This is a genomic window from Cypionkella sp. (genome assembly GCF_036782355.1).
In the GTDB taxonomy this organism is placed as follows: Bacteria; Pseudomonadota; Alphaproteobacteria; order Rhodobacterales; family Rhodobacteraceae; genus Cypionkella.
Window position 1 is genome coordinate 48,719 of the sequence record NZ_DAIPZF010000007.1, and the last position, 21,261, is coordinate 69,979.

Here is a 21,261-nt window from a genome sequence, read left to right on the forward strand (position 1 = left end):
AGGACAGAGGGAAGGGGGTCAGCCGAGGCTGCTCTCAAAATCGGCATAGCCGAAACTGCGGGCGACGGTGAGGCTCCCATCGCGTTCTTTCAGCACAATCGCGGGCATCCGCACACCATTGAACCAATTCTTTTTCACCATGGTATAGCCAGCGGCATCGGCAATCGACAAACGGTCACCAACGGCAAGCGGCTGCGGAAAGCTGAATTCGCCAAAGATATCGCCAGCAAGACAAGACTTGCCACAGATCATATAGGGGTGCGGGCCAGAGGTCTGCATCCGCGCCGATTGGCGATAGATCAACAGATCCAGCATATGCGCCTCGACCGAACTGTCAATGATAGCCAAGTCTTTGCCGTTGTTCAGAATATCCAACACTGTGACTTCAAGGCTTGCCGCGCCAGTGATCGCCGCTTCGCCGGGCTCCAGAAACACCTGCACGCCAAACCGCGCCTGAAACGCCTTTAGCCGCGCGGCCAGACGCTCCAGCGGATAGCCCTCGCCGGTGAAATGAATGCCGCCGCCAAGGCTGACCCAATCCAGCCGCATCAGAAAATCGCCAAACTCGGCCTCAATCCGGGTCAATTGCTGATCGAACAGATCAAAGTCGTCGTTCTCGCAGTTGTAATGGATCATCACGCCAGAAATCTTGTCGGCCACCGCCATCAGCTTTGTCAGATCCCATTCGCCCAAACGGCTGAACGGGCGCGCCGGATCGGCAAGGTCAAACCCCGAGGTCGAAAAGCGCGGGTTCAGCCGCAGCCCGCGCGCGATGCTTTGGGTTTCGGCGTCAAAGCGGTTCAGCTGGGAAATCGAGTTGAAGATGATCTTATCGGCATAGCCCACCGCCTCGGCCACCTCATCTGCGGCCCAAGCCACCGAATAGGCATGGGTCTCGCCGCCAAATTTCTGCGCGCCAAGGCGCAACTCATAAAGGCTGGAAGAGGTCGTGCCATCCATATGCGGCTGCATCTCGGGGAAGGCGGGCCAGGTCGCAAAGCACTTCAGCGCCAGCAAGACCTTGGCGCCAGAAGCTGCGCGCAGCTGGTCCATCACCGCCATATTGCGGGCAAGTGCGGTCTTGTCGATCAGGTAGTAAGGCGTCGGAATCATGGCGTCCCCCTAAATCCAAGAGGGGGGCGGTATAGGCCGATCCCCTTGCGCATGCAAGTAAGCCGCTAGGGTGACAGCGGTGTAACAGCGGCGGCCAGCGCGGCTAGATAGCTTGCGGTGCTGGCGGCGTAAAGCCGGGCACGCGCCACCGCCTCGGCAGGGGTCAGGGCTGTAAAGCCAATCGCATCATGTGGGCGCAACTGGGCCGCCGCATCCAGATCACAATCCAGCACGGTGGCGATCTTGGGATAGCCGCCCGTGGTCTGGTGATCGGCCAAAAGCAAGGTTGCCACACCATCGCCCGCCACCTGCACTGATCCGCGTGCAATAGGCTCTGATGGCATGGTTAGAGCCACATTCGGCGCAATATCAGGCCCCGCAAGCCGCACGCCCATGCGGTTGCCCGCCGCCGTCAGGCTGAAGGGCGAGGAGAGAAAGGCTTGCAGCGTTTCCGGCGCAAAGCAGCGATCTTGCGGCCCAAGCGTGACATGCAGGCGGTGACGCGGCCGCGCGAAAACCGGGCAAGGCAGGGCGCGATCTGGCCCGACAACGCGGGGGGACTCGATCCGCAGATCCATCCCCGCCGTCACCAGCCCGCCGCCCTTGCCGCTGCTGCCATGAGTGGCATGGCTGCCCAGCCACAGCGGCGCCTGAAGCTCGCCCGCAACGGCCAGATAGCACCAACTGCCCCAAGGCCCCCGCCGCAGCGTCAGGCTTTGCCCCGCCGCCAGCGTCAGCACCTGCCACGAACCAAAGGCCTGATCTGTCTCGACGATAAACCCACCGCCCGCAACGGCAAGGCTGATCGGCCCCGCCAGACAGTCAAGCCGCAGCCCCCCTAACGAAACCTCGATCGCCGCTGCGTCCAAACGGTTGCCCAAAGCCGCATTTGCAGCACGGTAGGCCAGCCTGTCCATCGGCCCCGAAGCAGTGACGCCAAAGCGGGCATAGCCAAAGCGGCCGGCATCTTGCACCGAAACCAAGGGGCCAGCGGCGGTGACACGCAGCTGCGCGCTCATCTGGTGGCCTCGAATTCGGCGCGGCTGATGCGGCGAAACTGCACCGCGTCGCCGACGTCAAACAAGAAAGGGCGGGCGGGGTCGTCTTGTAAAATCGCGGTGGGGGATCGGCCGATGATCCACCAGCCCGTGGGCATCATCAGCGTGGTGACGATGCATTGCGCGCCTGCAATAATCACCGATCCTGCCGGCACATCGCGCAGGGCGGTGTCTTTGCGCGGCAGCTGTAATTCGGCTCTAACACCGCCCAAATAGGCATAGCCGGGGGCGAAACCATAAAGGAACACGGTATAATCGCCCGCCAGATGCGCCGCGATCACCGCTTCGGGCGAAAGACCGCTGCGGCGCGCCACTTCGGCCAGATCGGGAGCAAACTCGGCATCATAGCAAACCTGCACCTCGCGCTGGGTCTGCGCGCGGGTTTGCAAGGCTGGCCGGGCGATCAGACGGCGCAAATCCGTCTCTATTGCTGCATGATCGGTCAAGATGGGGTCAAACCGCACCAGCAGATTGACGAAGGCCGGCGTGGCCTCGCGAAAGCCAAGGCAGGGGTGATCGGCCAACATGGCATCCAGATGCAACACGGCGCGATGCGCTTGCGCCGTGATCGCATCGCCAAATTCGACCAAGACGGCCTGTTCGGCCACGGCGCGAAAAATCGGATAGGGGCTCACACAAAGGCCGCCAGTTTCACGCCCGCCGTCGTCAGCCCCTGCCGGATGCTTTGCGCCATCGCAACCGCATGTGGGCTATCGCCATGCACGCAGATTGATTGCGCCCGCAGCTTAACATGGCCACCGCCCAGCACCGGCATTTTGCCGGTCTCCAGCAGGTGCAACAGCCGCTGCGTGGCCGCATTTGCATCCGTGATCATCGCGCCGGGCTGATCGCGCGGCACAAGCTGGCCATTGGCTTGATAGGCGCGGTCGGCAAAAACCTCGGAAAAACTGGTCAGACCCGCGGTCTCGGCTGCGGCTTCCAGTTCGGTGCCGGAAATCGCCAAAAGCGCAAGATCACGCGACAGGGCGCGGGTGGCGCGGGCAATGGCATCGGCCACGCCACGGTTGGCAGCGGCCAGATTGGCCAGCGCGCCATGGGCTTTGACATAGGCGATCTGCACCCCTGCCACGGCCGCAGCCCCCATCAAAGCGCCGATTTGCACCGCAACCATCCGCTCGATCTGGGCTTCGCTCATCGGGATCACCCGCCTGCCAAAACCCAAAGGGTCGGCATAGCCCGGATGCGCACCAACCCGCACGCCCTTGGCCTGCGCCAAAAGCAGCGTCGCCACCATTGTGTCGGGGTCCGAGGCATGGCCGCCACAGGCAATATTGGCCGAGGTGACACTGCCCAGAATGGCAGCATCATCGCCCATGGCCCAAGGACCAAAGCCTTCGCCCAGATCAGAATTCAGGTCGATCTGCATGTGAACCCCCCGCCGCGCTCTGCGCATAGTTGTGACCAGCCGCAGGCGGGCTTTCAAGGCGAAAGGCGAAAATATCGGGCAGGGATGCAAAAAACGAACAGGATCGTTCACTTTCTTTCGTCAAAACCACCAAGATTCATTGACCTTTCGCGAAAATCCTTCATCTATCCCGAAACAAAGTTGCCCCCTGCAAAACCTAAGGTTTCCCAATGAAATATTTCACCACCCACCGCATGACGGCCATTGTCGTTCTGATTGTCGCCGCCGCTTGGGTGCTTACGGGCAAGTTTTCATCTGTTGGCAGCGAAGCCGCCGCGCAAGATGAGGCGCCCGCTGCGGCAGAGGCTCCGGCGGTGGTGCGGCGGACGGTGGCGGCGGTTGCGCCGATCTATACCCAATACGCCCGCGAAATCCGGCTGTCGGGCGTGACCGAGGCGGATAAGCAGGCGGTGCTGGCGGCGCGGTCTTCGGGGATTGTGGCCAAGCTGGGGGCGCAGCAGGGGCAAGATGTCAGCTCTGACACGCTGATCTTGCAGCTGGAAGGCGATGAGGTGATCGCGGGCGTTGAAACTGCCAAAGCCGCGCTGGCGCAGGCCAAGGAAAAGCTGTCGATCGGCGAGACCCTGTTCAAAAAAGGCTCGCTGGCCGAATTTGAACTGACCTCGCGGCGGGCGGCGGCTTCGGCGGCCGAGGGCGCGCTTGCGCAGGCAGAGGCGGCGCTGGATCGGTTGCAGCTGAAGGCGCCCTTTGCCGGCACCGTTGATTCGGTTGCGGTTGAGATCGGCGAATCGGTGCAATCGGGCGCGCCGATTGCGACGCTGCTGGCGCTGGACCCGATTGTGATCAAGGCCGAGGTCAGCGAAAGAGATGTCGGCTTTGTCTCGACCGGATCGCGCGCCATGGTGCGGCTGGTGAATGGTGTCGAGATGGAGGGGATCATTCGCCATGTCGCGATGCAGGCCTCGCCCGTCACCCGCACCTTTGCGGTTGAGGTGGCGCTGCCCAATGCCGACCGCAAAATCCCCTCGGGCATGACAGCCGAGGTGCGGCTTTATGCTGATAAGCAAGAGGCGGTCTTCGTGCCGCGGTCGATCATCACGATTTCGGACACCGGCGATCTGGGGCTGCGGGTCGTGGGCGGCGATAACATCGCAGATTTCGCCAAGGTCTCTATTCTGGACGATGGCGAACAGGGGCTGGTGGTGACTGGCGTGCCAAAAGACAAGCTGGTGATCGTGGCCGGACAAGATCTGGTCAGCAACGGCGATCTGGTTGAGGTCAAGGAAATGACCGTTGCCGAAGCTGCAAAGGCGCTGAAATGAAGATCGTTGAAACCGCGATTAACAATGCGCGCCTGACGCTTTCGGTGCTGGTGTTTTTGCTGGTGACTGGCGCGCTGGCCTATAACTCGATTCCGAAAGAGGCCGAGCCAGACATTCAGATTCCGATCATCTATGTCAGCATGCATCTGGACGGCATCTCGCCCGAAGACAGCGAAAGACTGCTGCTGCGGCCGATGGAAACTGCGCTGAAATCTATTCAGGGCGTCAAGAAGATGACCGCGACCGCCTATCAGGGCGGCGGCAACGTCTTGATGGAGTTTCAGGCCGGTGCCGATTTGGCCAAGGCGAAAACCGATGTCAAAGACAAGGTCGATGACGCCAAGCGCAATCTGCCCTCCGAGATTGACGCGCCAACGGTGAATGAGGTCAATATCAGCGAGTTTCCGGTGCTGGTTGTCACGCTTTCGGGCAATGTGCCCGAACGGGTGTTGAACACGGCGGCGCGGTCCTTGCGCGACCGGATCAAAGAGGTGCCGGGCGTGCTGGATGCGGCCTTGCAAGGCGTGCGCGATGATCTGGTCGAGATTGTCATCGATCCGGCCAAGCTGTCGTCTTATGGCCTGCGCCCCGATCTGCTGATTGCGGGCTTTAACGCCAACAACCGGCTGATCACCGCAGGATCATTGGAAGGCGCCGAGGGCAAATACGCGATCAAGGTGCCGTCCTTGCTGGAAACCGTCAAGGATCTGGCCAATCTGCCGGTGGTGGCCAGCAACAACGCCATTGTGCGCGTTAGCGATCTGGCCGAAATTCGCCCGACCCTGAAAGACCCGACCACCGTGACGCGGCTGAACGGCAAGGCGGCCGTGGCGGTCGAGGTGTCAAAGCGCACGGGTGCCAACCTGATCGACACCGTCGATAAGGTCAAAGTCGTGACCGCCGCGCTGCAAGCTCAGCTGCCCGCTGGCATAGAAGTGACCTTTAGTCAGGATAAGTCGACCAATATCCGGCAAATGCTGTCAGATCTGCAAAACTCGGTTCTGACGGCCGTGGTGCTGGTCTTTATCATCATCCTTTACGCGCTGTCAGTGCGGTCTTCTATTCTGATCGGTCTGGCGATTCCGGCCTCGTTCCTGATGGGGATCTTGGGGCTGCAAATGGCAGGGCTGACGGTGAACCTTGTGGTTCTGTTCAGCCTTATTCTGGCCGTGGGCATGTTGGTGGATGATGCGATTATCGTCACCGAATACGCCGAACGCCGGATGGGCGAGGGCATGGACAAGCGCAAAGCCTTTGCCGAAGCCAGCCACAAAATGGCCGGTCCGGTGATTGCCTCGACGCTGACGCGGATCGCGGCGTTTTCGCCGCTGCTGTTCTGGCCAGGCGTGGTTGGGCAGTTCATGAAATACATGCCGATCACGCTGATCGCGACGCTGTCGGCCTCGATGCTTTATGCGCTGATCTTTGTGCCAACGTTGGGGTCGCTGATCGCCAAGCCGTTCAAGGCCGCGCCGGTTCACAAAGACGGCGGCTATATGTGGCTGGTGGGTCGCGCCATTCGGCATCCGTTTCTGGTGCTGTTTCTGGCGCTGGGCTCGCTGGTTGCGGTGCCCTATGCCTATGGTAAATTCGGCAATGGAGTCGAGTTTTTCCCCAATGTAGAGCCGGATTACGGCCTGCTTTACGTCAAGGCGCGTGGCAATCTGTCGATCTCGGAAAAAGACGCGCTGGTGCGTCAGGCCGAAGCGCGGATTTTAGGCTGGCCGGGGATCGAGACGATCTACACCCGTGTCGGGTCCAGCGGTGGTGCGGGCAACGAAGCGCCTGCTGATGTGATCGGCACCATTCAATATGAATTTGTCGATTGGCGCGAACGCAAAGGGGCGAATGCGATCCTTGATGATCTGCGCAAGGGCATGCAGGGCATTCCCGGCGTTGATATTGAAGTCTCGGTTCCTGCCGCAGGTCCGCCTACGGGCAAGGCCATTCAGATTCAGCTCTCGGCGGATGACCCTGCGGGCATGAACGAGATCGCCAAGACGATTGCAACCAAACTGGCCGATGTGCCGGATGTGATCGACATCGCCAATGGCCTGCCCTTGCCGGGGATTGATTGGCAACTGCTGGTCAATCGTGGCGAAGCGGCGCGTTACGGCGCATCGCCGGCTGCGGTTGGGGCTGTGGTGCAGATGGTCACCTCGGGGTTGAAGCTGTCGGATTATCGCCCTGCGGGGTCGGATGATGCTGTCGATATCGTGCTGCGCTTGCCGCCCGAACAGCGCACCATTGCCGAGTTGGACCAGCTGCGGATTGAAACGCCGAACGGTCCGGTGCCGATTTCGAACTTTGTCACTCGCACGGCGGCGCCGACGGTTGGCAATCTGATCCGCATCAACGGCGCGCGCACCATCACCATTCAGGCCGGTATCACAGCCGGCGTGCAAGAGGACGAGGTGCGCAAGAAAGTGCAAGCCATGGTCGACGGCGTCTTTGCCGAGCAAAGCCTGACGCAAAAGGGCTTTCGCTGGGTGATGGCGGGGGCCGACCAAGAGCAGGCCGACGCGGGGGCTTTCCTTGGCAAGGCCTTTGGTGCCGCAATCTTCCTGATCTTTGTGGTGCTGCTGGCGCAGTTCAACAAGTTCATCTCGGTTGGCCTTGTGCTGTCGGCGGTGATCATGTCGACCATTGGTGTGCTTTTGGGTCTGATGATCATGGGGCAGCCCTTTGGCGTGGTGATGACCGGCATTGGTGTGATCGCGCTTGCCGGGGTGGTGGTGAACAACAACATCGTGCTGATCGCCACTTATGACGAGTTGCGCGACAGCGGCATGGATAAGATCGACGCGATCTTGGAAACCTGCCGCGAGCGGGCGCGGCCGGTGGTGCTGACCGCGCTGACCGCGATCTTTGGGGTTTTGCCGATTGCCTTTGGCCTGAACCTTGAACTTCTAAGCCACGAGACAACCTATGGCGCGCCATCAACGCAGTGGTGGATCTCGCTTTCCTCGGCTATCGTTTACGGATTGGCCTTTGCCACCATTCTGACCCTGATCGTGACGCCGTCACTGTTGATGTTGGTCAGCCGCAGCAATCAATCGCTGCGCGACGGGCGGCGTTGGTTCTGGAAGAAACGCAAAGCCTAAGGGGAAGCCATGCCCGCGCCGATCAACCACCTGAAAGCCGCCCTTGTCGCAGGGAAGCCGCAATATGGCATCTGGCTGAACCTTGCCAGCGCCACCTCGGCCGAGGTTTTGGCGGGGGCGGGGTTTGACTGGCTGCTGATTGACGGCGAACACGGGCCGAACCTGATCCCACAGATGCTGGCGCAGGCGCAAGCGATTGGCAGCCGCACGCAGGTGGTGGTGCGGCCTCCGGTGGGCGAGGCTTGGATGATCAAGCAGATCCTTGATCTGGGCGTGCAGACGATTTTGGTGCCGATGGTCGAAAGTGCGGCGCATGCCGAGCAGATGGTCAAGGCGATGCGCTACCCGCCCGAAGGCATCCGCGGTATGGGCTCTGCGGTGGCACGGTCTGGCGATTTTGGCCGGAACAGAGACTATGCTGCCACGGCCAACGCGCAGGTCTGCTTGGTGTTGCAGGTCGAAAGCCGCGCCGGTCTGGCAGCTTTGCCGGCGATTTTGCAGCTGGCGGGGGTTGATGGTGTGTTTATCGGCCCCGCCGATCTTGCTGCCGATATGGGCTTTGGCGGTGATGCCTCTGCACCCGAGGTGCAGGCGGCGATCGACATGGCCTTGCGCGCGATTGTTGCTTCGGGCAAGGCGGCGGGGATCCTGACCTTTGATGCCACGGCGGCCAAGCGCTATGCCGCGATGGGGGTGCATTTTCTGGGCATCGGAGGCGATGTCGGGTTGTTGGTCAAAGCTGCGGCCAAGCTTTTGGATGATGTCATCTAGGCCATCGCAGCGCAAAGCATCATGGGGCTTGAGCCGGCCTTCGTGCCGCAGTATGATACCTGAATAATACCAATCAGGACGCCCATGCAGCCGCAGCAGTTTCATCCCGATCAGTGGTTCATCGCAGGCCATGGGCCGCGCTATGAGCAGCTGTATCGGCATCTGTCCAAAGCGATTGCCGCGGGTGATCTGGCGCAGGCGACACAATTGCCGCCCGAACGCGATCTGGCCGAGCTTGCGCAGGTCTCGCGCGTGACGGTGCGCAAGGCGGTGGCACAGCTGGTGGCTGATGGCGTGCTGGATCAGCGTCGGGGGGCTGGCACCTTTGTGCGTCCCGTCCGCAGCCGCACCGAACCTTATTTGTCCAAGCTGTTGTCCTTTACCGAATATATGCGGCATCGCGGGAAAACCCCGACCAGTTCGGTGATCAATCAGGGCATCTTTTACCCGACACCAGACGAGCAACTGGCGCTGGGTCTTTCGGCTGCCGACCGTGTCGCGCGGATCGAGAGGTTGCGCGCCGCTGATGGCATTGCGATGGCGGTGGAATGGTCCTCGCTGCCGCAAGATATTCTGCCTGACCCTGCAAGCGTTGGTGCCTCGCTTTACGATCTGCTGCGGGCCAATGGCACGGCGCCCGCGCGTGCGGTTCAGCGGATTAAGGCGGTAAGCCTGCCTGCAACCGAGGCGGGCTTGCTGAACTTGCCCGAAGGTGCAGCAGTTTTGCGGATTGATCGCACCGGCTTTTTGGGCTCTGGGCGGCCGATCGAGTTCACGCGCGGGCTTTATCACTCGGATATCTATGACTTTGTTGCAGAGCTGCGGTTAGAGGCAAATCTTTAGCCGCAGCGATGGTGCGATCAGACCTCCAGATGTCGCATTTTCTCCTGCCCTTATTGCGCGTCGGGCTTAGGCTGATGAAAACAACAGCCCGAGGTGCGCCATGTCTACCGATCCGCTTTTGCAGCCCTATCAGCTGAAACATCTGACCCTGCGCAACCGGATCATGACCACCAGCCACGAGCCGGCCTATCCCGAAGATGGCATGCCGAAAGACCGCTATCGGCTTTATCATCTGGAACGTGCGCGGGCTGGTGTGGCGCTAACCATGACGGCGGGATCGGCTGCGGTGTCGAAAGACAGCCCGCCGGTGTTCAACAATATTCTGGCCTATAAAGACGAGGTGGTGCCATGGATGCGCCGCTTGGCCGATGATTGCCACGAGGCCGGTGCGGCGGTGATGATCCAGCTGACCCACCTTGGCCGCCGCACCCGTTGGGACAAGGGCGATTGGCTGCCGGTGGTGTCTTCCACCTCGGACCGCGAGCCGTCGCATCGCGCCTTTCCAAAGCCGATGGAAGATTGGGACATTGCCCGCATTATCGGCGATTTCGCCGATGCAGCCGAGCGGATGAAGCTTGCCGGTCTGGATGGCGTCGAAGTCATGACGCATGGGCATTTGCTGGATCAGTTCATCTCGCCGCTGACGAACCATCTGGAGGGTGCTTATGGCGCGCAAAACCTTGCCACCCGCATGCAGCTGACGCTGGATATCATCCGTGCGGTGCGGGCGCGGGTTGGGGATGATTTCATCGTCGGTGTCCGCTATGCCCCAGACGAGGCGCAGACCGGCGGCATTACCCCCGATATGGGCATCGAGATCGGCCATATGTTAAAGGCCACCGGGCAGGTGGATTATCTGAACATCAACCGCGGCCGCATCCATACCGATGCCGCGATGACAGATATGATTCCGATTCACGGCATGAAATCCTCGCCGCACTTGGATTTTGCCGGGCGGATGCGGGCCGAGGTGGGCATGCCGACCTTCCACGCCGCGCGGATTCCCGATGTGGCAACCGCGCGCCATGCCATCGCCACCGGCCAGCTGGATATGGTGGGGATGACCCGCGCGCATATGGCCGATCCGCATGTGGTGCAAAAGATCATCGAAGGCCGCGAGCATGACATTCGCCCCTGCGTTGGCGCGACCTATTGTCTGGACCGGATCTATCAAGGCGGCATGGCTTTGTGCATCCACAACCCCTCGACCGGGCGCGAGGGCGAGCAGCCGCATCAGATCGCCGCTGCCGCCACGCCGCGCCGTGTGGTCGTGGTGGGGGCTGGTCCGGCTGGGCTGGAGGCCGCCCGCGTCGCCGCCCTGCGCGGCCACCATGTGACGGTGTTCGAGGCTGCAGCCCAGCCCGGCGGGCAGATCCGCTTGCTGACCCAGACCAAACGCCGCGCCGAGTTGATCGGCATTTCCGATTGGCGCATGGCGCAATGCGCGGCCCATGGCGTGGAGTTTCGCTTTAACACCTGGGCCGAGGCCGAAGATGTGCTGGCCTGCGCCCCCGATGTGGTGATCGTGGCCACAGGCGGTATGGCGCAGAAAGATATTCTTGCCTCTGGCAACGAGCTGACGGTTTCGGCCTGGGATATTCTGTCGGGCGATGTAAAGCCGGGCAGCACGGTTCTGCTTTATGACGACGCAGGCGATCACACCGCCTTGCAGGCCGCGCAGGTGCTGGCAGAGGCCGGCGCGCAGGTCGAGATTATGACGCCAGACCGCAGCTTTGCGCCCGAGGTGATGGCGATGAACCTTGTGCCCTATATGCGCGCTTTGCAGGACAAAGATGTAACCTTTACCGTGACGTACCGCCTCACCTCGGTGGAAAAAGATGGCAATCTGATCAAGGCTACGATCGACAGCGATTATAAGGTGCTGGGCAAGACCGCGCATTACGATCAGGTCGTGGTCAACCACGGCACCCAGCCTTTGGCGGATTTGTATTTCGATCTTAAACCGCGCTCGGTCAATCTGGGGGCAGTGGATTACGATGCGATGATCGCCTCGACGCCGCAAACCAAGGCAGGCGGACCAGAGGGTTTTCAGCTGTTCCGCATCGGCGATGCCATCGAGGCGCGCAACATTCACGCCGCAATTTATGACGCGCTGCGCTTGGTTAGAACGCTCTAGCTGTGCTATCACGACTCAAAGGCATAGGGTGTTTAGCCCTTTGCGATCTGACAGACCGGCAGTCTTCCGTCTAGAACGGCTGCGGGGACTAAGGCTGGGGAGCAGCGCCATGTCGGCCAAGACAGAGGAGACGTCCGGCAAAGCTGCCGCTGGACCTCGTCGGTCAAAGCGCCTGCCTTCGGGTTGGTGGTTGCTTCCCGCCGTTGTCTTTGGTGCGCTGTCTTGGGGCCTTTTGCTTTATGCGGTTTTCGGCTGAACGCTTAAAGCCCACCGATTGCGCCACGCTGCCCGCCGGTCTGGCCGCGATCGAGCAGCAGATGATCCAGCAGCACGCAGGCCATCATCGCCTCGCCCACAGGCACCGCGCGAATGCCAACGCAAGGGTCGTGGCGGCCTTTGGTGATCAGGTCGATCTCGGCACCATCGGCGTTGATCGTGGCGCGAGGGGTCAGGATGCTTGAGGTCGGCTTGACCGCAAAGCGCACCACAACCGGCTGACCGCTGGAAATACCGCCCAGAATGCCGCCGGCATGGTTGGACAAAAACTCGGGGCCAAGCGCGCCCATCCGGATCTCATCGGCATTTTCCACACCTGTCAGGGCCGCCGCTGCCATGCCATCGCCGATTTCTACGCCCTTGACAGCATTGATCGACATCATCGCTGCGGCCAAATCAGAGTCTAACTTGGCATAAAGCGGTGCGCCCAAGCCCGCGGGCACGCCCTGCGCCGTCACCTCGATCACCGCGCCAACGGAATTATGCGACAGCCGCAATTCATCCAGATAGGCGGCCCAGTCTTCGGCAGCTTTTGGGTCAGGGCAAAAGAACGGATTGCTGGCGATGACATCGGCATCAAAGCGCGCGCGATCAATGCCGCGCGGTCCCATCTGCACCATATAGCCCGAGATCCGCAGATCTGGCAGCATCTGCGCCAAGACCGCCCGCGCCACGCCGCCTGCGGCCACCCGCGCTGCGGTTTCGCGCGCCGAAGACCGCCCGCCGCCGCGATAGTCTCGGTTGCCATATTTCTGATGATAGGTGATGTCGGCATGGCCGGGCCGAAAAGCCTGCGCGATATCGCCGTAATCTTTGCTGCGCTGATCGGTGTTTTCAATCATCAGCTGAATCGGCGTGCCGGTGGTGCGCCCGTTGAACACGCCCGACAGAATCCGCACCTCGTCCGCCTCTTTGCGCTGGGTGGTGAACTTCGAGGTGCCGGGTTTGCGCAGATCGAGCCATGGTTGCAAATCGGCCTCGCTAAGGATCACATTCGGCGGACAGCCATCCACGGTGCAGCCAATCGCAGGCCCATGGCTTTCGCCCCAAGTGGTGACACGGAAAAGATGACCGAAGGTGTTCAGGCTCATGGCGGGCTCCTTGCTTTCAGGATGCATAAGCCAAGCTGGGCCGTGGTGAAAGCCCCCCCTTGCGTCCGCTGCACTTTGCCTTATCCTTGGAGCTACCTCGGGGAGCCTTCACCGGCTGAGATGCGCAAGCGAACCCGTCGAACCTGAACCGGATCATACCGGCGGAGGGAAGGTGCATGGAGAACTCCATCCCGACCACCCGTCGCACCATGGAGAAGACCTATGAAAACCACACTCCTTGCTGCGGGCCTTGCGACTTTTGCCACCACGGCACTGGCCGATACGCCTGTTTTGCACGTTTTGACCTATGACAGCTTTACCGCCGAATGGGGTCCCGGCCCGATTCTCAAGGCCGGTTTCGAGGCCACCTGCGGCTGCGAGGTGCAGTTCACCACCGCAGGCGATGGCGCGGCGGTTCTGGCGCGGCTGAAACTGGATGGCGATAAATCTGACGCCGATGTTGTGGTTGGGCTTGATACCAATCTGACAGCGGCGGCGGCACCACTGTTTGCCGATGTCGCCCCCCAGCCCAACACGCTGCCAGTGCCCTTTGCCGACCCCAAATTCGTGCCCTTTGATTGGGGCTATTTCGCTTTTGTTTATGACAACACCAAGCTGACGACGCCGCCGACCTCGATCGCAGATCTGGCCGCGTCGAACCTGAAAATCATCATCGAAGACCCTCGGTCATCGACCCCCGGTCTGGGCCTGCTGCTTTGGGTCAAGGCCGCCTATGGCGACGGCGCTGCCAAGCTGTGGAGCGATCTGGCCGATAACATCGTCACTGTCACGCCGGGCTGGTCTGAAGCCTATGGCATGTTCTTGGGCGGTGAGGCGGATATGGTTTTGTCCTATACCACCTCGCCCGCCTATCACCTGATTGCGGAATCCGATGCCAGCAAATCGGCGGCGGCCTTCAGCGAAGGTCATTACATGCAGATCGAGGTTGCAGGCAAAACTCTGACCAGCAAACAGCCCGAACTGGCCGATGCTTTCCTGGCCTATTTAGGCTCTGATGCCGCCCAATCGGCGCTGATCACCACCAATTGGATGTATCCGGCCAAGACCCCAGCCGAGGGCCTGCCACAGGGGTTCGAGACGCTTATTCAGCCCGCAAAATCGCTGCTGTTCACCGCAACCGAGGCGCAAGAGATCCGCGCCGCCGCGATCGAGGAATGGCAGACCGCGCTCTCCAAGTGATGCTGCCCAAGGCGCTTGGCCTTGGCATCGCCGCGTTGATCCTTGGATCGGCGGCGATGCTGGGGCTGCGCGCCGAGAGTTGGGCACTGCGGCCCGCAGATTGGGCGGCGGTGCGGTTTACCCTGCTGCAAGCCGCGCTGTCGGCGGTGCTGTCCTTGGGCTTGGCGGTGCCGCTGGCGCGCGCGCTGTTTCGGCGGCGCTTTGTTGGGCGGGGTGCGCTGATCCGGCTGCTGGCCGCGCCCTTTGTTTTGCCGGTGGTGGTGGCGGTCTTGGGGATCGTTACGATTTTTGGCCGCGCAGGGCCAATTAACGCTGTGTTAGAGACGTTTCACCTGCCTGCCGTGTCGATATTTGGCCTGCAAGGCGTGGTTCTGGCGAATGTGTTTTTCAACCTGCCTTTGGCGACGCGGATGCTGTTGCACGGCTGGCAGGCTATCCCTGTCGAGCGGTTTCGGCTTGCCGCCTCGCTGGGGATGCCGCCAAGCGCGCAGTTGCGGCACCTAGAGCTGCCGATGCTGCGGGCGCAGGCGCCTGCGATTGCCTTGGTGATTTTTCTGATCTGTCTTGCCAGTTTTGCCATCGCCCTGACGCTGGGCGGTGGCCCGCGCGCCAGCACGATTGAACTGGCGATCTATCAAGCGCTGCGGTTCGAGTTTGACCTTGGCCGCGCGGCGCTTTTGGCTTTGGTGCAGCTGCTGATCTGTGCTGTGGGCACGCTGCTGGCCAGCCGCTTGACTCTGCCGCCAAGCTTTGGCGCGGGTCTGGGGCGCAGTCTTGATCTGCCGGCACCGCACGGATGGCGGCGGCGCGGGGATGCGCTGCTGATCCTGATGGTGGTGCTGTTTTTGGCGCTGCCGCTGCTTGCGGTGGCAGCAAAGGGCCTGCCGGGTTTGCTGGCGCTGCCCTTGGGGGTTTGGCCGGCGGCGCTGCGCTCGGTTTCGGTGGCCCTGGCCTCGGCCTTGCTGGTGGTGCTGGCGGCTTTGGTCTTGGCTTTGGCGCAGGCGCGCAGAGCCTCTGGCTGGCTGGAGCTGGCGGCGATGCTGCCGCTTGCGGCCTCTAGCCTTGTGCTGGGCACGGGGTTGTTTTTGATGCTGCGGCCATTCGTGGCGCCGCAAGCGCTGGCGCTGCCGGTGACGATGCTGGTCAATGCGACCCTAACCTTGCCTTATCTGTATCGTCTGCTGCTGCCCGAGGCCCGCGCGCTGCACAGCGACTATGATCGGCTGGCCAGCAGTCTTGGTCTGCGCGGCATGGCCCGGCTGCGCTATCTGACCCTGCCACGGCTGGCGCGGCCATTGGGCTATGGCGCGGGGCTGGCGGCGGCGCTGTCGATGGGTGATCTGGGGGTGATCGCGCTGTTTGCGGGCAACAGCGGCGCAACCCTGCCGCTGTTTGTGCAACAGCTGATGGGGGCTTACCGAATGGATCAAGCGGCGGCGGCGGCGCTTGTGCTTGTTGGCATCAGCTATGCGCTGTTTTGGGTCTTTGACCGGATAGGACATCATTATGCTGACACTTGAGGCGCTGCACCTAAGCCAAGGCAGCTTTGATCTGCGCGCCGATTGGTCAGTGCAGGCGGGCGCTCGGGTGGCGGTTATTGGGCCATCGGGCGCGGGGAAATCGACACTGCTTATGGCGATTGCGGGGTTCTTGCCGCCTGCCAGGGGGCGCATTCTGTGGCAGGGGCGTGATCTGGCCGCATTGGCGGTGGGCGATCGGCCGATGAGCGTGCTGTTTCAGGACCAAAATCTGTTTCCACATCTGACCATTGCGCAGAATCTGGGGCTTGGGCTGTCGCCCCAGCTGCGGCTTACGCCAGCGCAACGCGATGCGGTTGAAGCTGCGTTGCAGCGCGTGGGCCTTGCCGGGATGGGTGCGCGCAAGCCCGCACAGCTGTCGGGCGGCCAACAGGGCAGAGCCGCCTTGGCCCGCGCCTTGCTGCGCGCGCGCCCCCTGCTGGTGCTGGATGAGCCCTTTGCCGCGCTTGGCCCGGCGCTGAAATCCGAGATGCTGGATCTGCTGGACGAGGTCGCCAGTGCCACCGGGGCTGCGGTGCTGATGGTCACGCATGACCCCGCCGATGCGCAGCGCTTTGCGGGCCAAACCGTTCTGGTGGCAGAGGGCGTGGCCCAGCCACCTTGCGAGACGGCAGCGCTTTTTGCCAATCCACCGCCGGCGCTTGCCGCCTATCTGGGCACATAAAAAACCCCGCACAAGGCGGGGCTTTTCAACTCAGTTTGTATAAAAAGCTTAGTGCTTTTTCGGGCCTTTGACGGCAGACCACAAACGCTTGTTGGTCAGATACAGCAAGGACGACAGCAAGATCAGGAACAGCACGGCCTTAAAGCCAGTGTCCTTGCGTGCCATCAGCTTTGGCTCGGCGGTCCACATCAGGAAAGCCGAGACGTCTTCGGCCATATGCTTTACGTCATTCGGCGCGCCGTCGGCGTATTCAACCAAACCATCCGACAAAGGTGCTGGCATCTTGATCCATCCGGTCGAGAACACAGGGTTCTCGTAGAAGGTATTGCCAGCCTCTTCTTTTTCTTCGCCAGTGTAGCCGTGCAGCAGGTTGACGATATACTCTGGTCCACCAATGCCATGCAGCAACTGGTTGATCCCCAAGCCATAGGGGCCGTGGAAGCCTGCCCGTGCCTTCGCCATTAGCGAAAGATCGGGGGCGCCGGCGCCGTTGTTCATTGGGAAGTTGTCGGTCGGCAGGCCTTCACGGTCTTCACCGGTGTCTTTGTCAACAATGGTGAATTGCTTGGCATAAGCGCGCACTTGGTCCGCCGGCAGGTGAGGCCCGCCTTCGTCCGCAAGCGAGCGGATTGGCACGAACTTCAGGCCATGGCAGGCCGAGCAGACTTCAGTGAAAACCTGAAGCCCGCGCTGAAGCTGGTGCTCGTCATAGGTGCCGAAGGGCCCTTCAAAGCTGAAGGGAATGTCCTCGATATGAACAACACCCTCGGCTGCGGTGGCAGCGCCTGTCATCAAGCTCAGTGCAGAGACTGCGCTGATTGCGATCTTGCGAAACATCTCAGTCAGTTCCTTTCTCTCACTCAGCCGGATCGGCGTAGTGCGATTTGAAGTCTTCTTCGATCGTAGCCGGTTGCGGCAGGGGCTTTTCAAGCACACCCAGCAGCGGCAGGATCACGAGGAAATAGGCGAACCAATAGGTCGACGCGATCAGCGAGATATAGGGGTAGATCCCGTCGGTTGGCATCGCACCGACCCACATCAGCACGACAAAGTCGATGCAGAGCAGATAGAACCAAGCCTTGAATTTTGGACGGAAGCGACCCGAACGCACCGAAGATGTATCCAGCCATGGCACCAAAGCCATAACCGCAATCGCACCAAACATCGCCAGCACACCAAAGAACTTGGCGTCAACGATGCCAAAGGTCACGAAATGCACCAGCTGCACGATCCAGACGTCTGCGGTGAAGGCCCGCAGAATCGCGTAGAACGGCAGGAAGTACCATTCAGGCACGATATGCGCCGGAGTCGAGAGCGCGTTCGCTTCGATATAGTTGTCTGGGTGACCCAGGAAGTTTGGCATAAAGCCCACGACCGCAAAGAAGATCGTGACAACCACAGCCAAAGCAAACAGGTCTTTGATCACAAAGTAAGGCCAGAAGGGCAGGGTGTCTTTCGCAGCTTCTTCTTTCGAGCCACGGCGCACTTCAACACCGGTTGGGTTGTTGTTGCCGGTGGTGTGGAAGGCCCAGATGTGCAGTGCAACCAGCGCTGCAATCACGAAAGGCAGCAGGTAGTGCAAGCTGAAAAAGCGGTTCAGCGTGGCATTATCCACGGCAGGGCCGCCCAAAAGCCATTCCTGAATGCTTGGACCAACGCCCGGGATCGCGCCAAACAGGCCGGTGATCACGGTAGCGCCCCAGAACGACATCTGACCCCAAGGCAAAACATAGCCCATAAAGCCGGTCGCCATCATCGCCAGATAGATCAGCATGCCGATGATCCATGTCACTTCGCGCGGGGCTTTATACGATCCGTAGTAAAGCCCGCGGAAGATGTGCAGATAGACGGCAAGGAAGAACAGCGATGCGCCGTTTGCGTGCAAATACCGCAGCATATAGCCGCCGTTCACGTCGCGCATGATGTGTTCGACCGAGCTGAAGGCCAGATCAACATGCGGGGTGTAGTGCATTACCAGCACGATGCCGGTTATGATCTGAAGCCCCAGACAGAAGGCAAGAACGATGCCCCAGATCCACATCCAGTTCAGGTTCTTTGGTGTTGGCAGCATCAGCGTGTCGTAAGCAATGCTGACGATCGGCAAACGCTTGTGCAGCCAGGTTTGGAAACCCGGCTTTGGCTCGTAGTGGTCGTGCGGAATTCCGGCCATAATTTTCTGTCCTTATCCGAGCTTGATCGTGGTTTCGTTTTCGAACTTTGCGACCGGAACCGGAAGGTTGCGCGGTGCGGGGCCCTTGCGGATACGGCCCGCCGAATCGTAGTGCGAGCCGTGGCAGGGGCAGAACCAGCCGCCAAAGTCGCCAGCGTCGCCCAAAGGCACGCAGCCCAAGTGGGTGCAAACGCCCATCATCACCAACCACTCGCCGGCTTCGTCCAGCGTGCGGTTCTTGTCTTCGGCCTGAGCAGAAGCATCGATATTGGCGTTTTCGGCATTGGTGTCGACCAGATCGGTCAGCGCCACCGAACGGGCCAGATCAATGTCGGCCTGATTGCGACGACGCACGAAAACCGGCTTGCCGCGCCATTTCACCGTGATCTGCGTGCCGACTTCGACGCCCGAGACATCGACCATGATCGAAGCCAAGGCGCGGGTGTCGGCCGAGGGGTTCATCTGATTGACCAGCGGCCAAACCGCTGCGCCTGCCGCAACAGCGCCAGCGCCGGCGGTTGCATAATACAGGAAATCCCGACGGGTTCCTGTCTGATCGTCTGCGTGGGACACGAGAACTTCTCCCTTCAGGGGTCGCAAGACCTGACGACCCATAATTAGATGAGACTCCGGTTGCCCAAAGCCTTATGCGGCGGGTTTTAGCCAAGGAAGGCCCGCCCGTCCAGCGGTCAAAGGCGCGCAGGGGGCGCATAATCTTAGAATTATGCGGCTGCGGCCTTGAACTGGCGACATTTATGCCCAGTTGGGCGGGATTTAGACTAAACTTGGGTGACTAAGATCCGGTAAATCGGCAAAAAACCTTAGGCTGTGGGCGGTTTTGTCGCAATCATTGCTGGCCGTTTAGAGAATTCAGCCGCCCAAGCCGCCAATTCTGGCCGACCCTGACGCCAGTTGCGCGCGTCATGGCGGAAATCCAGATATTCCAGCGCCACCGCCAAGCCGATCTGCGCCATGCTCACAGGGCCTGCCAGATGATCCAGCCAATCGGCCTCAATCGCATCCAGCGCACGGCTGATTTTGGCCCATTGCCCCTCGAGCCACTGCTCAAAGCGGATGGCCTCGGGCCGCAAGCGCAGCTCGTAGGCCATGGTCACGGCGGCGTCCAAAATGCCGTCGGCGGTGGCCTCTAGCGTCAGGCTGCGCCACAGCAGCGGTGCGGCAGGATAAAACCCCTTGCCCGACAGATCGTCCAGATAACGGCTGATGACGCGGCTGTCATAGATCACCCCATCGGGAGTTTCCAAGGCGGGGATCTTGCCCAAAGGGTTGCGGTCCACCGGCATCGTGCCGACATCCAGCGGCGATCCGGCGACGGCTGCGGTTTCCACCTGCGCGGACAGGCCGGCTTCGATGATTTGAACCGAGATTTTCCGACCAAAGGGGGTGGTGGGCGACGAATAGAGCTTCATGGCGTGTCCTTTGCAAAACTTTGCCGCATCAATGCCCGAAATCATCGCCACTGCAACCGCCTATTCAGGGCTTTGCCGGTGCCGCCATCAGCGCCGCAATGGCTTGAGAGCCTGCATCGCTGCGCGCAGACAGCACGGTTGCGGCGGCTGCACGCACCTCGGCGGGTTTGTTCTGGTTAAGCTTCCACGTGCCCTCAACCCCGGTCAGATGCAGCCGAAACGGCAGAATCATCCGCAGCATCCGTTCCATTACGCCAGCGCTCATCTTGGTCGAGACCCAAGGTGTCTTGGGCAAAAGCCGCGCCTCGTGATGCGCCGAGACCGCGTCCACGATCCGCTGCAATGCGGTCTCGGGCAAAGGTTCCAGCACACCGCGCAGATGCACTGCGACATAGTTCCAGGTCGGCACCTGATCTGGGGTGCCGTACCAATCGGGCGAGATATAGCAATCTGGCCCCGACACCGCGATGATCGCGGGCAAGCGCCCCGCCGCCATCACCGCCCGTCCCAAGGCGTTGGACCGCGCCAGATGCAGATCGGCGTGGCCGGTTTCCAGCAAAAACGGCACATGCGCAGCCAAGGGCCCCTCGGCCCCGCCTGCGGTCAGCATGCCAAAGCCACGCTCGGCGGCAAACTTCAGGTTTGCGGCCTCATCTTCGCTGCGAAAGGCTGGGTTGGGGTGCATTGAATCCTCTAAGACATGAAAAAGCCGCCGAAGATTGCTCTTGGCGGCCTATTCTTTCGCGTGCTGACAGCTAATCAACCCTGACGGGCCTTATAGCGTTTTTGCGTCTTGTTGATTACATAGACGCGGCCTTTACGGCGCACGACCTGGCAATCGCGGTGACGCGACTTCAGCGAGCGGAGCGAGTTTGCAACCTTCATGGCTGTCTCCCTTGTCGCGGCGCGTCTTCGCGCCAGTTAAAATCTGTGTCTTCTTGCGAAGACGATGAATGGTGGGCGGTACTGGGATCGAACCAGTGGCCACTACGATGTCAACGTAGTGCTCTACCGCTGAGCTAACCGCCCACAAACCTTGCCATTCCGCGCGCCCTAAAGAAAAGGACGCGGGCGGAACCGCGTCGGATGGCTGGGCTATAAACAGAGTCGCTGGGCTGTTCAAGGGGTTTCGGTAAGTGATTTTTTGTCGTTATATT

General features: G+C 61.0%; 19 protein-coding genes, 1 tRNA gene and 1 riboswitch. Of the genes, 8 read left to right on the forward strand and 12 right to left on the reverse strand.

Annotated features, from left to right (window positions below):
- Window positions 1–18 precede the first annotated feature (18 nt).
- The 4 genes from V7Q10_RS04200 to V7Q10_RS04215 all read right to left on the reverse strand — a co-directional run bounded on the left by V7Q10_RS04200 (window position 19) and on the right by V7Q10_RS04215 (window position 3,558).
- Entirely contained in the window at window positions 19–1,113 is a 1,095-nt protein-coding gene (locus tag V7Q10_RS04200) for a carboxynorspermidine decarboxylase (RefSeq protein ID WP_333867799.1), read from the reverse strand.
- Window positions 1,114–1,178: 65 nt separating this feature from the next.
- Window positions 1,179–2,132: a biotin-dependent carboxyltransferase family protein gene (locus tag V7Q10_RS04205; protein ID WP_333867800.1), complete on the reverse strand. Its 954-nt coding sequence runs from the start codon at window positions 2,130–2,132 to the stop codon at window positions 1,179–1,181.
- A complete protein-coding gene (locus V7Q10_RS04210; protein ID WP_333867801.1) occupies window positions 2,129–2,806 on the reverse strand; it encodes a 5-oxoprolinase subunit B family protein in 678 nt (225 codons plus the stop codon). Before V7Q10_RS04210 ends, V7Q10_RS04205 begins: the two co-directional genes overlap by 4 nt.
- Complete coding sequence (locus V7Q10_RS04215) at window positions 2,803–3,558, reverse strand: LamB/YcsF family protein (protein WP_333867802.1); 756 nt, start codon at window positions 3,556–3,558, stop codon at window positions 2,803–2,805. Before V7Q10_RS04215 ends, V7Q10_RS04210 begins: the two co-directional genes overlap by 4 nt.
- 209 nt (window positions 3,559–3,767) lie before the next feature.
- On the opposite strand from V7Q10_RS04215, the gene V7Q10_RS04220 reads away from it, so the two are divergent.
- The 5 genes from V7Q10_RS04220 to V7Q10_RS04240 all read left to right on the forward strand — a co-directional run bounded on the left by V7Q10_RS04220 (window position 3,768) and on the right by V7Q10_RS04240 (window position 11,735).
- Window positions 3,768–4,880, forward strand: coding sequence for an efflux RND transporter periplasmic adaptor subunit (locus V7Q10_RS04220; RefSeq protein ID WP_333867803.1), 1,113 nt, complete (start codon window positions 3,768–3,770; stop codon window positions 4,878–4,880).
- A complete protein-coding gene (locus V7Q10_RS04225; protein WP_333867804.1) occupies window positions 4,877–7,984 on the forward strand; it encodes an efflux RND transporter permease subunit in 3,108 nt (1,035 codons plus the stop codon). The genes V7Q10_RS04220 and V7Q10_RS04225 overlap by 4 nt, the downstream gene beginning before the upstream one ends.
- A 9-nt stretch (window positions 7,985–7,993) precedes the next feature.
- Window positions 7,994–8,755 carry an HpcH/HpaI aldolase/citrate lyase family protein gene (locus V7Q10_RS04230; RefSeq protein ID WP_333867805.1) on the forward strand — a complete coding sequence of 254 codons (762 nt, stop codon included), beginning with the start codon at window positions 7,994–7,996 and terminating at the stop codon, window positions 8,753–8,755.
- An 84-nt stretch (window positions 8,756–8,839) separates the two neighbouring features.
- Window positions 8,840–9,598 carry a GntR family transcriptional regulator gene (locus V7Q10_RS04235; protein WP_333867806.1) on the forward strand — a complete coding sequence of 253 codons (759 nt, stop codon included), beginning with the start codon at window positions 8,840–8,842 and terminating at the stop codon, window positions 9,596–9,598.
- Window positions 9,599–9,698: 100 nt separating this feature from the next.
- Window positions 9,699–11,735 carry an NADH:flavin oxidoreductase gene (locus tag V7Q10_RS04240; RefSeq protein WP_333867807.1) on the forward strand — a complete coding sequence of 679 codons (2,037 nt, stop codon included), beginning with the start codon at window positions 9,699–9,701 and terminating at the stop codon, window positions 11,733–11,735.
- A 260-nt stretch (window positions 11,736–11,995) separates the two neighbouring features.
- On the opposite strand, the gene aroC is transcribed toward V7Q10_RS04240, so the two are convergent.
- Window positions 11,996–13,102 carry a chorismate synthase gene (gene aroC / locus V7Q10_RS04245; protein ID WP_333867808.1) on the reverse strand — a complete coding sequence of 369 codons (1,107 nt, stop codon included), beginning with the start codon at window positions 13,100–13,102 and terminating at the stop codon, window positions 11,996–11,998.
- Window positions 13,103–13,190: 88 nt separating this feature from the next.
- Window positions 13,191–13,289, forward strand: a riboswitch (TPP riboswitch).
- Window positions 13,290–13,324: 35 nt separating this feature from the next.
- On the opposite strand from aroC, the gene thiB reads away from it, so the two are divergent.
- The 3 genes from thiB to V7Q10_RS04260 are packed head-to-tail and all read left to right on the forward strand — an operon-like array spanning window position 13,325 to window position 16,504.
- Window positions 13,325–14,302, forward strand: a complete 978-nt coding sequence (thiB, locus tag V7Q10_RS04250; protein ID WP_333867809.1) for a thiamine ABC transporter substrate binding subunit — start codon at window positions 13,325–13,327, stop codon at window positions 14,300–14,302.
- Entirely contained in the window at window positions 14,278–15,822 is a 1,545-nt protein-coding gene (locus tag V7Q10_RS04255) for an ABC transporter permease subunit (protein WP_333867810.1), read from the forward strand. The genes thiB and V7Q10_RS04255 overlap by 25 nt, the downstream gene beginning before the upstream one ends.
- A complete protein-coding gene (locus tag V7Q10_RS04260) occupies window positions 15,809–16,504 on the forward strand; it encodes a thiamine ABC transporter ATP-binding protein (protein WP_333867811.1) in 696 nt (231 codons plus the stop codon). Before V7Q10_RS04255 ends, V7Q10_RS04260 begins: the two co-directional genes overlap by 14 nt.
- A gap of 48 nt (window positions 16,505–16,552) precedes the next feature.
- On the opposite strand, the gene V7Q10_RS04265 is transcribed toward V7Q10_RS04260, so the two are convergent.
- The 7 genes from V7Q10_RS04265 to V7Q10_RS04295 all read right to left on the reverse strand — a co-directional run bounded on the left by V7Q10_RS04265 (window position 16,553) and on the right by V7Q10_RS04295 (window position 21,133).
- A complete protein-coding gene (locus V7Q10_RS04265) occupies window positions 16,553–17,341 on the reverse strand; it encodes a cytochrome c1 (RefSeq protein WP_333867812.1) in 789 nt (262 codons plus the stop codon).
- Window positions 17,342–17,360: 19 nt separating this feature from the next.
- Window positions 17,361–18,674, reverse strand: coding sequence for a cytochrome b (gene petB / locus V7Q10_RS04270; RefSeq protein ID WP_333867813.1), 1,314 nt, complete (start codon window positions 18,672–18,674; stop codon window positions 17,361–17,363).
- Between the two features lie 12 nt (window positions 18,675–18,686).
- Window positions 18,687–19,247 carry a ubiquinol-cytochrome c reductase iron-sulfur subunit gene (gene petA / locus V7Q10_RS04275; protein ID WP_333867814.1) on the reverse strand — a complete coding sequence of 187 codons (561 nt, stop codon included), beginning with the start codon at window positions 19,245–19,247 and terminating at the stop codon, window positions 18,687–18,689.
- Between the two features lie 248 nt (window positions 19,248–19,495).
- Window positions 19,496–20,104 (reverse strand): glutathione S-transferase family protein, encoded by a 609-nt coding sequence (locus tag V7Q10_RS04280; protein WP_333867815.1) that lies wholly within the window; start codon window positions 20,102–20,104, stop codon window positions 19,496–19,498.
- 64 nt (window positions 20,105–20,168) lie between these two features.
- Window positions 20,169–20,789 (reverse strand): FMN-binding negative transcriptional regulator, encoded by a 621-nt coding sequence (locus tag V7Q10_RS04285; protein ID WP_333867816.1) that lies wholly within the window; start codon window positions 20,787–20,789, stop codon window positions 20,169–20,171.
- Between the two features lie 74 nt (window positions 20,790–20,863).
- A complete protein-coding gene (gene ykgO / locus V7Q10_RS04290) occupies window positions 20,864–20,989 on the reverse strand; it encodes a type B 50S ribosomal protein L36 (protein WP_333867817.1) in 126 nt (41 codons plus the stop codon).
- 69 nt (window positions 20,990–21,058) lie between these two features.
- Window positions 21,059–21,133: transfer RNA gene (locus V7Q10_RS04295), tRNA-Val, on the reverse strand.
- Between the last annotated feature and the right edge of the window lie 128 nt (window positions 21,134–21,261).